This window comes from Mycobacterium sp. TH-M116 (assembly GCF_057473685.1).
Genome location: NZ_JBYCLC010000162.1, coordinates 1 through 13,670 on the forward strand (window position 1 = coordinate 1; position 13,670 = coordinate 13,670).

Below are 13,670 nucleotides of genomic sequence, written 5' to 3' on the forward strand. Positions count from 1 at the left end.
GCGATCGCGGTGGCAACCGCGGCGTCCACCGCGCTGCCGCCCTCGGCGAGCATGCGCAGGCCCGCCTGCGCGGCGAGCGGTTGCGATGTGCACACCACGTTGGATGCCAACACGGGCTTGCGCGGCCAGGCGTAGGGCAAGCTCCAGTCGAAGGGGGCGCTCACCTTCGGATCGTCGCACGCCGGTGCGCGTGGCCTCAACACGCGGGGCGAGAGTCACTCTGGCGTGACGCTCGGCGGCCAGGGCCACTCTGGCGTGACGTTCGGAGCGAAGCCGCGCCAGAGCCGCGCCAGAGCCGCAGCAGAGAGGTCAGCCCGTCAGCAGCGGCGCAAGCCAGGTCAGCTCGGCGGGCAGCTGCGAACTCCAATACGCGGCGTTGTGCCCCCCGGGGGAGAACCCGCCCGCCGGCGGGTTGGGCAGTTGGGCGACGAACTGTTTGGTCGCGGCATAGAAAGGGTCGCTGTCGCCGCAGTCCACCCGGATCGGGATGGACGCCAGCGCCGGCATACCGAACACCGAGTTGGCCGCGAAGTCCGCGGGTCCGTCGAACGCGCCGGGCGCGGCCGCCCCCGGAGACAGCCACAGCGCGGGGCTCACCGCGCAGATCGCCGCGGTGCGTGCCGGGCCCAGCCGGCCGCCGAGCAGCAAAGCACCGTAGCCGCCCATCGACCAGCCCAGGAAGGCCACCCGCGAGGTGTCCAGGCTCTGGTTGCTCAACATCGGGATCAGTTCGTCGAGCACCATGGCCCCGCTGTCCTCGCCGGACGCCCTCGTGTGCCAGTAGCCACCCCCGCCGTCGACGGCGACCACCGCGAACGGCGGCAACCCGGCGTCGACGGCCTGGGCCAGCCCGTGTTCGACGCCGCCGGCCATCACGGAGGCAGCGTCGCTGCCTTTGCCGTGCAGTGCGATGACCGGCCGCAACGGCATGGTCTGGCCCGGTGGGCGCGCGATCGCCCAGTTGGTGGTGATGCCGCCGCGCGCCGCCGACACGAAGGAGCCCGTGACCATGGTGGGGGCGGGTTGGCTCGAGGGGGCCGGTTCGCGGGGTACGGCCGGCGCCAAGGGCAGGCCGGTGCCGGCTGTGAAGAGGGCGGTTGGCACCGGCGTGGCCCGCGGTGAGCGGGGCTTGAGCACGCTGTCTAGGGCAAATGCGCTCGCCGCGCCGACGGCCGCACTGGTCCCGAGGCCCAGCACGGCGCGACGGCTCACGTCCGGCATGCGGGTCATCATGCCATGTTCGTTTGGCGGGCCGTTTGTTCAAAATGGCAATGCAGTACCACTTTGACTGGCACCATGGCATCTCGTGACCGCAGCTGTGACTCCAAAAGGAGAACGTCGACGGTATGCGCTTGTGAGCGCTGCCGCCGAGCTGCTTGCGGAGGGCGGATTCGAGGCGGTGCGGCACCGAGCGGTGGCCAGGCGCGCAGGCCTGCCCTTGGCGTCGACCACGTACTACTTCTCCTCGCTCGACGATCTGATCGCTCGCGCCGTCGAGCACATCGGGATGATCGAGGTGGCGCAGCTACGAGCTCGGGTCATGTCGCTGTCCAGGCGGCGCCGGGGGCCCGAAACCACCGCTGAGGTGCTGGTAGACCTGCTGGTGGGGGACGTTTCCGGGCCGGGCCTCACCGACCAGCTGATCTCGCGGTACGAGCGGCACATCGCGTGCACCCGGCTGTCCGCGTTGCGGGAGACCATGCGCCGCAGCCTGCGGCAGCGCGCCGAGGCCGTCGCCGAGGCGCTCGAGCGATCGGGCCGGTCCGTCCACCTCGAACTGGTGTGCACCCTGATCTGTGCCGTCGACGGGTCGGTGGTGTCCGCCCTCGTGGAAGGCCGCGACCCCAGGTCGGCGGCCCTGGACACGGTGGTCGATCTCGTCGACGTCCTCGCGCCCATCGACCAGCGACCCGTGCGGATCTGACTTCGTCACGACGAGCACGGTGGTGCCGGGTGGTACTCACGTGTGTTTGGACCCCTCTGGCATGGTGGTAGGAAGTCCGAAGGCGGACTTGCGGGGAGGAACCATGGACAGGGCGGACACCGCGGGCGAGTCGCACCTAAATCGGGTCATGGGCCCCGGCGTGCTGCTGTTGTTCATCGTCGGCGACATGCTCGGGACCGGCATCTACGCCCTGATCGGCGACGTGGGAGCCGAGGTCGGCGGCGCGGCATGGGTTCCGTTCCTGTTGGCCTTCGTCATCGCCACGGTGACCGCGTGCAGCTACCTGGAGCTGGTGACCAAATATCCGCGAGCCGCCGGCACCGCGCTGTATGTGCATAAGGCATTCGGCAACCGCTTCGTCACATTCATGGTCGCGTTCCTGGTGATGTGTGTCGGCATCAGCGGTGCAGCGACCGCGTCGAGGTTTTTCGGGTCGAACTTCATCGTCGCCTTCAAACTCTTCTGGGGCACCAAGGGCGTGGTTGTGGTCGCGATGCTGTTCATGGTGGCGCTGGCGGTGGTGAACCTGCGCGGTATGCGGGAGAGCGCGAAGCTCAACGTGGTGCTCACCCTCATCGAGATCACCGGGCTGGTGATGGTGATCGCCGTCGGGCTTTGGGCGTCGGTCAAGGGGGGCCACGCCCACTACTCGCGGGTGATCGCGTTCAACGTCGGCGACAAGAACCTCTTCGTCGCACTGACCGCGGCGACGTCGCTCGCGTTCTTCGCGATGGCCGGATTCGAGGACTCGGTGAACATGGCCGAAGAAACCAAGGACCCGGTCAGGACGTTCCCGAAGGTGTTGCTGTCCGGGCTGGTCATCGCGGCGGTCATCTACACGCTGGTGGCGGTCGTCTCCGTCGCGGTGGTGCCCGTGAAGGCGTTGGAGGCCAGCGACACGCCGCTCGTCGACGTGGTCGAGGCCGCGGCCCCCGGGTTGCCGACCAAGATCATCCTGCCGTTCATCTCGATGGTCGCGGTGTCCAACACGGCGTTGCTCGGCATGCTCATGGCCAGCCGGCTGATCTACGGAATGGCCCGCGAGGGCGTGCTGCCGTCGTTTCTGGGCGCGGTCAGCCCGACCCGCCGGTCGCCGTGGGTCGCTGTGCTGTTCACCACGGCGATAGCGTTGGGGTTGATCCTGTATGTGACCGCCTTCGCGAACAGGGACGCGATCTCGGTGCTCAGCGGAACCACGTCGTTGCTGCTCCTGGCGGTGTTCACCATGGTCAACGTCGCGGTGCTGGTGCTGCGCCGTGACGCGTCGACAGTCGGGCGGCCCCACTTCAGGACACCGACTCCCTTGCCGATCTTCGGATTCCTGTCATCGGTGCTGCTGCTGATGCCCTTCTTCGGCCGGCCGGTGCAGCAGTACGTCCTGGCCGCGATCATGATCTCCAGCGGGGTGGTCATCGCGGTGATCGGCCGACTGGTCAGCAGGGGGTGGGCGAAGCGGCGCACGGATGCCGAACCGGCGCCGGCGTTGTCGGACACCCGCTAACGCAGCGATGGGGTGACGATGCACCCGGTCGCAAAGTCGCCGTAGATCGTGACATCGCTTGGGCGGCGGTGGGCGTACAAGGCGATGTAGGCGCATACGACGGCATCGACCGGGTCCTCGGCGCGGCGCAGGTCGCTCTTGCGTCGCGCGCCGACCACCTGCGCGCGCAGCTCCGCCCAGCCTTCGTGGCCCGCGACGCGCAGCGGCACCGCGGCGTGCGCGAGCCCCTCGACGCCGTCCATCAACAGCAGCATCTCGGCTTTGAGCCGGCCAAGATCACGCCCGGGCTTTGCCTTGTATTTGAGTGTGCGCGCCAGTCGGAACAACACCACCGTCGCCGGGTGCGGGTAGACCTCTATAGAACGCCGCCCGGCCGATGACCGTGGGTCCATGTCGAGACGCAGCGCACGCGCCAGCCGCGCGGCGCGCGGACCGCCGGCGAATTCCGCTTTGGTGGTGTTGGAGGGGTGCGCGCCGGCTTCGAACCGGCGGAAGTCACGGTTGAGCGCCGCCTCGGCCGGTCGTTGCCCGGTCGCGTTGGTCACCACCAGCGGGGCGTCGAAGGCGACGACGCAGTCGCCCCGCACGTAGGGCTGCAACGCGGCGAGGATCTCGGCGTCGTCGCGGACGGCGTCGACGCGCACCAAGCGGCCGCGCGCGTCGACGACCGCGACACCGGTCGGGTTGCGCCCGGCCCAGGCCAAGTCGACACCCGCGAAGTGCACCCGCACAGGTTAGGGGGCCCGGAGGGTGAGGCGGCAGACCTACGGGTCGCGGTGGCGCGAGCCGTGTCACATCCGCCAGCGCCGCTGCCGGGAAGGGGGCTCGTTAGGCCCGCCTTCGAGCGACAACGCGCGGGCCGCCGCCGGACACCCCGGTGTGTCGCTCGAAGGCGGGCAAAAAATGCGCCCGCAGGCACCGGGACTCATGCGGCAGATGTGACGGCTGTGCTGGGTCTCGGCGTGCGGGGGAGAGCCGGCCCGTCGGGGCGGGACCGACCGTAAGCTGTGTGCTTGTGAGCGTTCCGAACGTCCTGGCTGCCCGGTACGCCAGCCCCGAGATGGTCGCGATCTGGTCGCCCGAGGCCAAGATCTCCGCCGAGCGGCGGCTCTGGCTGGCCGTGTTGCGGGCGCAGGCGGAGTTGGGCGTTGCGGTGCCACCGTCAGCGATCGCCGATTACGAGCGGGTGCTCGACGACGTCGACCCGGCCTCGATCGCGGCCCGCGAACGCGTCCTGCGCCACGACGTCAAGGCCCGCATCGAGGAATTCAACGCGCTGGCCGGCCACGAGCACGTGCACAAGGGGATGACCAGCCGCGACCTGACCGAGAACGTCGAGCAGCTGCAGGTCCGGCGGTCGCTGGAGCTGGTGTTCTCCCACGGGGTGGCGGTGGTGGCGCGGCTCGCCGAGCATGCGGTGATCTATCGCGACCTGGTGATGGCCGGACGCAGCCACAACGTCGCCGCGCAGGCCACCACGCTGGGCAAGCGTTTTGCCTCGGCGGCGCAGGAGATGCTGGTCGCGCTGGCCAGGCTGCGCGGGTTGATCGACCGCTATCCGCTGCGCGGGATCAAGGGCCCGATGGGCACCGCGCAGGACATGCTCGACCTGCTCGACGGCGATGCGGCCAAGTTGGGCGAACTCGAGCACCGTGTGGCCGCGTTCCTCGGTTTCACAACGGTCTTGACCAGCGTCGGGCAGGTCTATCCTCGTTCGTTGGACCACGACGTCATCTCCGCTCTGGTACAGCTGGGCGCCGGGCCGTCGTCGCTGGCCCACACGATCCGGCTGATGGCCGGGCACGAACTCGTCACCGAGGGCTTCGCGCCCGGGCAGGTCGGTTCGTCGGCGATGCCGCACAAGATGAACACCCGCAGCTGCGAGCGGGTCAACGGGCTGCAGGTGGTGCTGCGCGGCTATGCGTCGATGGCCGCCGAGTTGGCCGGTGCGCAGTGGAACGAGGGTGACGTGTTCTGCTCCGTGGTGCGCCGGGTGGCGTTGCCGGACAGCTTCTTTGCCGTCGACGGTCAGATCGAGACGTTCCTGACCGTGCTCGACGAGTTCGGCGCCTACCCGGCGGTGATCGCGCGCGAGCTGGACCGTTACCTGCCGTTCCTGGCCACCACCAAGGTGCTGATCGCGGCGGTGCGCGCCGGGATGGGCCGCGAGGCCGCCCACCATGTGATCCGAGAACACGCGGTGGCCACCGCGCTGGACATGCGCGAACGCGGTGCCGAGCCCGACCTGCTGGAGCGGCTGGCCGCCGATCCGAGGCTGCCGCTGGACGCCGCGGCGCTGGACGCCGCGCTGGCCGACAAGAAAGCCTTCACCGGTGCCGCCGGCGACCAGGTCGACGAGGTCGTCGCCGCGGTGGATGCGCTGGTGGCCCGCCATCCCGACGCTGCCGAATACCGTCCGGGGGCGATCCTGTGACTGCGGCCGGCGCGCTCGCGGAAATCGACTTCACCGATCTGGACAATTTCGCGAACGGATTTCCGCACGAGCTGTTCGCCGTGCACCGCCGCGAGGCACCGGTCTACTGGCATGAGCCGACCGACAACACCCCCGGCGGCGAGGGTTTCTGGTCGGTCGCCACCTACGCGGAAACGCTTGAGGTGCTCAAAAACCCGGTGGCCTATTCGTCGGTGACCGGTGGTGGGCGGCCGTTCGGCGGCACGCTGCTGCAGGACCTGGCCATCGCGGGCCAAGTGCTCAACATGATGGACGACCCGCGGCACTCCCAGATCCGGCGCCTGGTCGGCTCGGGGCTCACGCCGCGGATGATCCGGCGCGTCGAGGACGACCTGCGCGGCCGGGCCCGCGTCCTGCTGGATGCGGTGGTGCCCGGCGAGCCGTTCGACTTCCTCGTCGACATCGCGGCCGAACTGCCGATGCAGATGATCTGCATCCTGCTGGGTGTGCCGGAGTCCGAACGACATTGGCTGTTCGAGGCCATCGAGCCGCAGTTCGACTTCGGGGCCTCCCGCAAGGCCACACTCTCGCAGCTCTCGCCGGGAACGTCGGCCGAGGAGGCCGGCTCGCGGATGTACGCCTACGGCCAGCAGTTGATCGCCGCCAAACGTGCCGAGCCGACCGACGACATGCTGTCCGTCGTGGCCAATGCCGTGTTGGACGACGCCGACGACAAGGATGCGGTCCTTTCGGATCTCGAGCTTTACCTGTTCTTCAGCCTGCTGTTCAGCGCCGGTGCCGAGACCACGCGCAATGCGGTCGCCGGCGGGCTGCTGGCGCTGGCCGAGCATCCCGACCAATTGCGTTCGCTGCGTGCTGATTTCGGCATGCTGCCCGCGGCCGTGGAGGAGATGGTGCGGTGGACGTCGCCGTCCCCGTCGAAGCGGCGGACCGCGACCCGCGACGTCACGCTGGGAGGCCGGCCGATCGAGGCGGGTCAGAAGGTCCAGGTCTGGGAGGGCTCGGCCAATCGCGATGCCGGTGTCTTCGACCGTGCCGACGACTTCGACATCACCCGACAGCCCAATCCGCACCTGGGCTTCGGGCAGGGAGTGCACTACTGTCTGGGGGCCAACCTGGCCCGGCTCGAGCTGCGGGTCCTGTTCGAGGAGCTGTTCACGCGTTTCAGTGCAGTCGGTGTCGTGCGGCCCGTCGAATGGACGCGCAGCAACCGCCACACCGGCATCCGGCATCTGTTCGTGGAGTTGTGCCGGCAACCATGACGAACCGGCTCGCCGCGGTCGGACCGCCTCGTGCCTTGCAGCCGGGTCACCGGTTCGGGATCGTGATGCCGGCCGACCGCAGTTCCAGGGCGGCCAGTGCCCGGATCGTGGGGGGATCGGCGTAACGCCAGCCACGAACCGGGTCCGGGCTGACAGCGGCGAGCTTGCGCGGCGACCGATTCGTCAATGCCCGCAGGGCCAGCAGCTGTTCGCCGGCCGGGGTCGCGGCCAGGGCGGTGGCCGCCAGTTTGCGGCGGAAGAACCTCAGGCGCAGGAACAGCCAGGGCAGGACGGCGATCAGGATGGGAAGGGCGATGACGGCCATGGCGAGCAGTACCGCCAGCCAGCTGCCGGTGGTGTTCAGGGTGCGTCCGGCGCCGGCGATCTCGCGGGCGGCCTGGCCGGCAGAGGTGAGCGGCGCGCTGAGCGCGTCACCCAGCAGCGGGATGCGTCCGGCGCCGCTACCGGCGGACGCCAGGCTTTCGGCGATGCCGTGCGCACCGGCCTCCACCTGCCGGCCGGCCTCGGCGATCGTCGAGATGGCGTCGTAGACGGCCAGACCGACGAGCAGCCAGATCCCCGTCCAGAGGAAGACGGCGAAGTCACTGAACAGCTGGCCCGCGAGCCGGCCGGGTGTGGTGGCGTAGGGCAGAAACCGCGATCGCATCCTTCGATCCCAGCACAGCTCCCGGAGCCGGGCCCTGTTTCCGGCGCCCGATAGGCTGGCGCGATGCGTCCCGCACTGTCCGACTACCGGCACCTGGCCAGCGGCAAGGTCCGCGAGTTGTACCGCGTCGACGGCGAGCACCTGCTGCTCGTCGCCACCGACCGGATCTCGGCCTACGACTATGTGCTGGACAGCACGATCCCGGACAAGGGCCGCATCCTGACCGCAATGAGCGTGTTCTTCTTCGGCTTCGTCGACGCTCCCAACCACCTGGCCGGCCCGCCCGACGACCCGCGCATCCCCGACGCGGTGCTGGGCCGAGCGCTGGTGGTGCGCGAGCTGAAGATGCTGCCGGTCGAATGTGTGGCGCGCGGTTACCTGACGGGTTCGGGCTTGCTGGACTACGAGGCGACCGGCGAGGTGTGTGGTATTGCGCTGCCGCCAGGCCTCGTCGAGGCCAGTCGGTTCGCCACACCGCTGTTCACCCCGGCCACCAAAGCCGCACTGGGCGACCACGACGAGAACGTCTCGTTCGACCAGGTGATCGAGATGGTGGGCGCGGTGCGCGCCAACCAACTGCGCGACCGGACACTGCAGATCTATGTCCAGGCGTCCGAACACGCTCTGACGAAGGGAATCATCATCGCCGACACCAAGTTCGAATTCGGCACCGACCGCGACGGGAACTTGCTGCTGGCCGACGAGATCTTCACCCCTGATTCGTCGCGGTACTGGCCGGCCGAGGACTACCGCGCCGGTGTGGTGCAGACCAGCTTCGACAAGCAGTTCGTCCGCAACTGGCTCACGGGTCCCGAATCGGGTTGGGAACGGCACGGCTCGAACCCCCCGCCACCGCTGCCCGACGACATCATCGAGGCCACACGTGACCGTTACATCAATGCCTACGAACGCATTTCCGGTCTGAGCTTCGATGACTGGATCGGCCCGGCCGCATGACGGAAGCGCCCCGCGCCCCAGTGGCCAACCGGGTTGAGACCCGCCGCGAGCACCACGGGGACGTCTTCGTCGACCCCTACGAATGGCTGCGCGACAAGGCTGACCCTGAAGTCATCGCGCACCTGCAGGCCGAAAATGACTACGTCGACCGGATGACGGATCACCTCGAACCGCTGCGCCGACAGATTTTCGACGAGATCAAAGCACGTACCAAGGAGACCGACCTGTCGGTGCCCACCCGGCAGGGTGACTGGTGGTATTACTCGCGGACGTTCGAGGGCAAGCAGTACGGCGTCCAGTGCCGTTGCCCGGTCACCGGTCCCGACGACTGGACCCCGCCGGCGCTGGACGAGAACATCGAAGTACCCGGTGAGCAGATTCTGCTCGACTCGAACGCCGAGGCACAGGGTCATGAGTTCTTTGCGCTGGGCGCGGCCATGGTCAGCCTGGATGGCAACCTACTGGCGTATTCCGTCGACACGGTCGGCGACGAACGCTATACGTTGCGGTTCAAGGATTTACGCACCGGCCAATCGCTCGAGGACGAGATCGTCGACATCGCGGGCGGGGGAACCTGGGCGGCCGACAACCGGACGGTCTACTACCTGACCCTGGATGCGGCCCACCGCCCCGACAAGGTATGGCGGTATCGGCTCGGCTTCGGCGACCCGGCGGAGCTGGTCTATCACGAAGCCGACGAACGGTTCTGGTTGGGGGTGGGCCTGACCCGGAGCAAGGCCTACGTCCTGCTCAACGCGGCCTCGGCTATCACCTCCGAGTGGCGGTATGCGGACGCCTCCGACCCGGACGCCGGGTTCACCGTCGTGCTGCCACGGCGCGAAGGGGTCGACTACGCGGTGGAACACGCGGTCGTCGAGGGCCGGAATCGGTTCCTGATCCTGCACAATGACGGCGCGGTCAACTTCACCCTGGTTGAATCCCCGGTCGACGATCCCACGCGGCAGCGCACCCTGATCGCACACCGCGACGACGTCCGGATCGAGGGCGTGGACGCCTTCGCCGACCACCTGGTGGTGAGTTACCGGCGTGCGGCGCTGCCCCGCGTCCAGTTGTGGCCGCTGAACGCCGAAGGCGGTTATGGTGAGCCCGAAGAGATTTCGTCGGACTCCGAGTTGATGTGGGTCAGCGCGGGCGCGGACCCGAACTGGGATTCCCCGAAGCTGCGGATCCGGGTGGGCTCTTTCGTCACCCCGGTGCGGATCTACGATGTCGACCTGGCCACCGGAGAGCGGACACTGCTGCGTGAACAGCCTGTGCTCGGCGACTACCGGCCCGGCGACTACGTGGAGCGGCGCGAGTGGGCCCTTGCCGACGACGGCGCCCGCGTACCGGTGTCGATCGTGTATCGCACCGGAATCGGATTCCCCGCTCCGACCTTGCTCTACGGCTACGGCGCTTATGAGATCTGCACCGATCCGGCGTTCTCCATCGCCCGGTTGTCGCTCCTGGACCGCGGCATGGTGTTCGTCATCGCCCATGTCCGTGGCGGCGGTGAGATGGGCCGGCTGTGGTACGAGCACGGCAAGCTCTTGGCCAAGAAGAACAGCTTTAGCGACTTCGTTTCGGTGGCAAGGGATTTGGTGGATTCGGGGCTGACCAGTCGGCAGCAACTGGTGGCGTTGGGTGGCAGCGCGGGCGGCCTGCTGATGGGCGCGGTGGCCAACCTGGCGCCGGACCTGTTCGCCGGCATCCTCGCGCAGGTCCCGTTCGTCGACCCGTTGACCACTATCTTGGACCCGTCCTTGCCGCTGACCGTCACCGAGTGGGACGAATGGGGAAACCCGTTGAGCGACAAGGATGTCTACGCCTACATGAAGTCGTATTCGCCGTATGAGAACGTGGAGCCGAAGCAGTATCCGGCGATCCTGGCGATGACGTCGCTGAATGACACCAGGGTGTATTACGTCGAGCCGGCCAAGTGGGTCGCGGCGCTGCGCCACGCCAACACCGACGGCAATCCGGTGTTGTTGAAGACACAGATGAACGCCGGCCATGGCGGCGTCAGCGGCCGCTACAAGGCGTGGCAGGAGACCGCGTTCCAATACGCGTGGCTGCTGGCCGTCGCCGATCCCAACAGCTACGGGCGCGGATAAGGCTGCGGCGCGATCGGTGACGTCACGCGGCCCGGCTTTCCTTCCCTGTCGAGGTCGCGTTGTCACTCCTCGAACTGATCGTGAGCCCAATTCACCACGGCCTGGTACTGGTCGGGGCACAGTTCGGCGGCAGCGGCGCCCAGGACCACCCCGGCATGACGATTGCTGAACCCAGCGGATTCCTCCAGCATCGTGACGGCTTCGGGCACCGTGGCGCCGGAACGCAGCATGTTGCAGGTGGCATACCCCCAATGGAGTGCGTCGGCTTGGGACATGTGGGCGACCTGCGCCTTGTTCAGCCGCGCGATGTATGCGGATTCGTCGGCGACGGCGGGTGCTGCCAGCCAGAATGCGGCGGTGGCAAGCGCGCACGAAATCAATGCGACTCTGAAGATCCTTTCGGCTCCTTCGATCATGCGGGATTGGAAATGTCGGGATCTAGAATCCCAGAAGTCGCTGTTTCAATGTTGTGAATTCCTCGTCGGTCAGTAGATGCGATTCGCGCAGTTCGCCAAGTTCGCGCAGGCCGGCCGCGATCTCCGCCACCGAACGGATCGTCCCTTTCGGTCCCGTGCGCTCCGGGTTGCGGCCGGCGCCGGGGGTACCGCCGAGAGCCCGTCCGGCCATTCCCGCCAGCGCCATCTCGCTGAGGAGGTTGCTGCCTCCGCTTGCCGAAGCGGCTGCCATGGAGCTCGCGCTGCTCAGCGGCAGGGCGGCAGCGGCGAGCCTGGCCCCGGGGGCGGCCGCAAGCCAACCCTGGGGCACCGACAAACGCCCGATCGTCGATGCCCGGCCCAACCCTGCGGCCACGGAGGGGCCTCCGCCGCCCGTTGTCGCCGAAACCATCGATCCGAATGGGTGCCCGCCGGCGGCACCGCGGATCACTCCGGCAGCCTCTTCGTGGACGGACAGCGCCTGCGCGGCGAGGAATGCTCTGGTTCCGACCCCGACCGACGCCGACGACGCCGACGTGCTGGCCGAGGAGGCAGCGGTGCTCGTCACCGAGGGCGTTTCCAGCAGAGTTTTCAAAGGCGAGGAGTCCAACACCGACGTCAGCTCCGACAGGGGCGATGTCGATGACTGCGGTCCGGTGAGCGCTTGCAGGGTGTGCGGAACCGCTGCCGCGAACGCCGATGCGTGGTTGCCGGCGGCGCCGACCGGTGCTGTGGCCGCTGCGGCCTGGTTGGTCGTGTTGGGCGGCGCGGTGAACTGCGCCAGCGTCGACGCCGCTGCCGAATGGCCGGCGTACCCGTACATGGCGGTGGCATCCTGCACCCACATCTGCGCGTAACGTTCTTCGGTGATCGCGATCGCCGCGGTGTTCTGGCCTAAGAGATTGGTCGCGATCAGCGCGCTGAGTTGAACTCGGTTGGCGGTGACCGCCGGCGGCGGAACGGTGAGCGCGAACGCGTTTTCGTAGGCGGCGGCGGCCGACTTGGCTTGGACGGCAGTCAGCTCCGCCTGAGTGGCTGTCGCGCGGAGCCAGGCAATGTACGGAGTGACCGCGGTCGCCATGGATGCCGCGGCGCCGCCCAGCCACGGGCCATTCGTCAAACCTGAAGTTATCCCCTCGTATGAGGCGGCTGTGGCATGCAGATCGGCTGCCAGGTTGTCCCACGCGGATGCCGCGGCCAGCATCGGTCCCGATCCGGGACCCGAATACATCCGGCCAGAATTGATCTCAGGAGGTAGCATCGCAAAATCCACAGCTGAGGTCCTTCTTGTCAGGCCGTCAGTGATGTTGGCCTCACCGGTCGCACCGGGGCCATTCGCGACGTCTGCTTGCGCTGCGCAGATAAGTCGAGTTGCGATCGTGCCGTTCGCGTTAGGCGCCTTATACATCGCACGTGAGAAGCCCACAGTACGACGGCGAGCAAGGCGATCGAACGGTACAACACGACGTAACTTTGTGTTCATCATAGCCGCTGACCGCCGGTGTCGTCCACGACACGGCGTGCCTCACCTAAGCCAGCCGCACGGGGGACGGATAGCTGGTGCCGAGTGGCCGCCACTGAGGGGAACGTTTGGCGAGTTTTTCGTTTTTCACTACGGAGCATCGCCGGCTGGCCCAGAATACTGTCTCGTCGTGATAACACCGTGATCAAGACGAGACAGCGGCGTTATGGGGTATACGAGGGGATTCGACATGTCATTCTTGGTTTCCGATCCGAGCGCACTGGCGGCAGCTGCTGCGGATGTCGGCGGTATCGGCGTACAGCTTCGTGCTGCTACGGCGGCCGCGAGTCCGATCACCAGCGTGGCATCGGCGGCGGCCGACGAAGTGTCGCAAAGCATCGCGGCTTTATTCGGAAGCTACGGCCGCGAGTATGGCGCTCTGCTTGCCCAAGCGGCGGCATTTCACGTCAGCATGGAACGTACCTTGACCAGCGCCGCAGAGTTGTATGTGAGCGCCGAGGCGTCCAACGCCTCGCCACTGCAAAACGGCGTGCAAGCGCTTCGTGGCATTTTCAGTGCTTTCCCCGGTGGCAACGGAGGCCAGCTGGCGAGTAGTGCCGGTGCCGGCGCCCATGCGGCGAACGCCGCTGCTAGTAGTAGCGGTAGCTCCGCGTCTGCTGCCACGACGATGTCAAGTGCGGCAACACCGTCGCCAAGTGCCAACGCCCCTGGTGTCAGCGCCACTTTCACGGCAACGTTGCAGTGGAATAACGGTTTTACTGGCGACTACACCATCACCAACACCGGTTCGACTCCGTTGACGAACTGGCAAGCCCAGTTCAATCTTCCGTCGAACGAGTCCATCAGTAATGCGTGGAATGCCCAAATCTCCCA

At 67.6% G+C, this 13,670-nt stretch carries 12 protein-coding genes and 1 pseudogene; 7 read left to right on the plus strand and 6 right to left on the minus strand.

All coding sequences use genetic code 11. The annotated features are described in order from the left end of the window. Positions 1-164 (minus strand): annotated as a pseudogene (locus AC2VOK_RS08105) (gamma-glutamyltransferase); the annotation flags it as partial. Between the two features lie 145 nt (positions 165-309). Further along, the gene (locus AC2VOK_RS08110) at positions 310-1,233 is read right to left on the minus strand and encodes an alpha/beta hydrolase (protein ID WP_428900011.1); all 924 of its coding nucleotides are present in this window, start codon (positions 1,231-1,233) and stop codon (positions 310-312) included. Positions 1,234-1,306: 73 nt separating this feature from the next. On the opposite strand from AC2VOK_RS08110, the gene AC2VOK_RS08115 reads away from it, so the two are divergent. Continuing rightward, complete coding sequence (locus AC2VOK_RS08115; RefSeq protein ID WP_421531434.1) at positions 1,307-1,924, plus strand: TetR/AcrR family transcriptional regulator; 618 nt, start codon at positions 1,307-1,309, stop codon at positions 1,922-1,924. Between the two features lie 103 nt (positions 1,925-2,027). Then, on the plus strand, positions 2,028-3,446 hold the full coding sequence (locus AC2VOK_RS08120; RefSeq protein WP_428900012.1) for an APC family permease: 1,419 nt from the start codon (positions 2,028-2,030) through the stop codon (positions 3,444-3,446). Here AC2VOK_RS08120 and AC2VOK_RS08125 read toward each other — a convergent pair. Continuing rightward, positions 3,443-4,171 carry a DUF429 domain-containing protein gene (locus tag AC2VOK_RS08125; RefSeq protein ID WP_428900013.1) on the minus strand — a complete coding sequence of 243 codons (729 nt, stop codon included), beginning with the start codon at positions 4,169-4,171 and terminating at the stop codon, positions 3,443-3,445. The genes AC2VOK_RS08120 and AC2VOK_RS08125 overlap by 4 nt on opposite strands. A 290-nt stretch (positions 4,172-4,461) precedes the next feature. Here AC2VOK_RS08125 and purB point away from each other — a divergent pair, with 290 nt between their 5' ends. After that, positions 4,462-5,880: an adenylosuccinate lyase gene (gene purB, locus AC2VOK_RS08130; protein ID WP_428900014.1), complete on the plus strand. Its 1,419-nt coding sequence runs from the start codon at positions 4,462-4,464 to the stop codon at positions 5,878-5,880. Continuing rightward, on the plus strand, positions 5,877-7,142 hold the full coding sequence (locus tag AC2VOK_RS08135) for a cytochrome P450 (protein ID WP_428900015.1): 1,266 nt from the start codon (positions 5,877-5,879) through the stop codon (positions 7,140-7,142). The genes purB and AC2VOK_RS08135 overlap by 4 nt, the downstream gene beginning before the upstream one ends. Positions 7,143-7,188: 46 nt before the next feature. Here the strand turns inward: AC2VOK_RS08135 and AC2VOK_RS08140 are convergent, their stop codons facing one another. Next, the gene (locus AC2VOK_RS08140) at positions 7,189-7,809 is read right to left on the minus strand and encodes a hypothetical protein (protein ID WP_428900016.1); all 621 of its coding nucleotides are present in this window, start codon (positions 7,807-7,809) and stop codon (positions 7,189-7,191) included. 63 nt (positions 7,810-7,872) lie between these two features. Between AC2VOK_RS08140 and AC2VOK_RS08145 the strand changes: the two genes are divergently transcribed. Beyond that, complete coding sequence (locus AC2VOK_RS08145) at positions 7,873-8,766, plus strand: phosphoribosylaminoimidazolesuccinocarboxamide synthase (protein WP_428900017.1); 894 nt, start codon at positions 7,873-7,875, stop codon at positions 8,764-8,766. Beyond that, positions 8,763-10,880 carry a S9 family peptidase gene (locus AC2VOK_RS08150; RefSeq protein ID WP_428900018.1) on the plus strand — a complete coding sequence of 706 codons (2,118 nt, stop codon included), beginning with the start codon at positions 8,763-8,765 and terminating at the stop codon, positions 10,878-10,880. Before AC2VOK_RS08145 ends, AC2VOK_RS08150 begins: the two co-directional genes overlap by 4 nt. A 62-nt stretch (positions 10,881-10,942) precedes the next feature. Here AC2VOK_RS08150 and AC2VOK_RS08155 read toward each other — a convergent pair whose 3' ends face one another. Both AC2VOK_RS08155 and AC2VOK_RS08160 read right to left on the minus strand, forming a co-directional pair. Next, a complete protein-coding gene (locus AC2VOK_RS08155; protein WP_428900019.1) occupies positions 10,943-11,296 on the minus strand; it encodes a DUF732 domain-containing protein in 354 nt (117 codons plus the stop codon). 22 nt (positions 11,297-11,318) lie between these two features. Beyond that, a complete protein-coding gene (locus AC2VOK_RS08160; protein WP_428900020.1) occupies positions 11,319-12,587 on the minus strand; it encodes a PPE family protein, SVP subgroup in 1,269 nt (422 codons plus the stop codon). 439 nt (positions 12,588-13,026) lie between these two features. On the opposite strand from AC2VOK_RS08160, the gene AC2VOK_RS08165 reads away from it, so the two are divergent. Then, the coding region (locus AC2VOK_RS08165) for a PE domain-containing protein (RefSeq protein WP_428900021.1) at positions 13,027-13,670 on the plus strand (644 nt) is incomplete at its 3' end.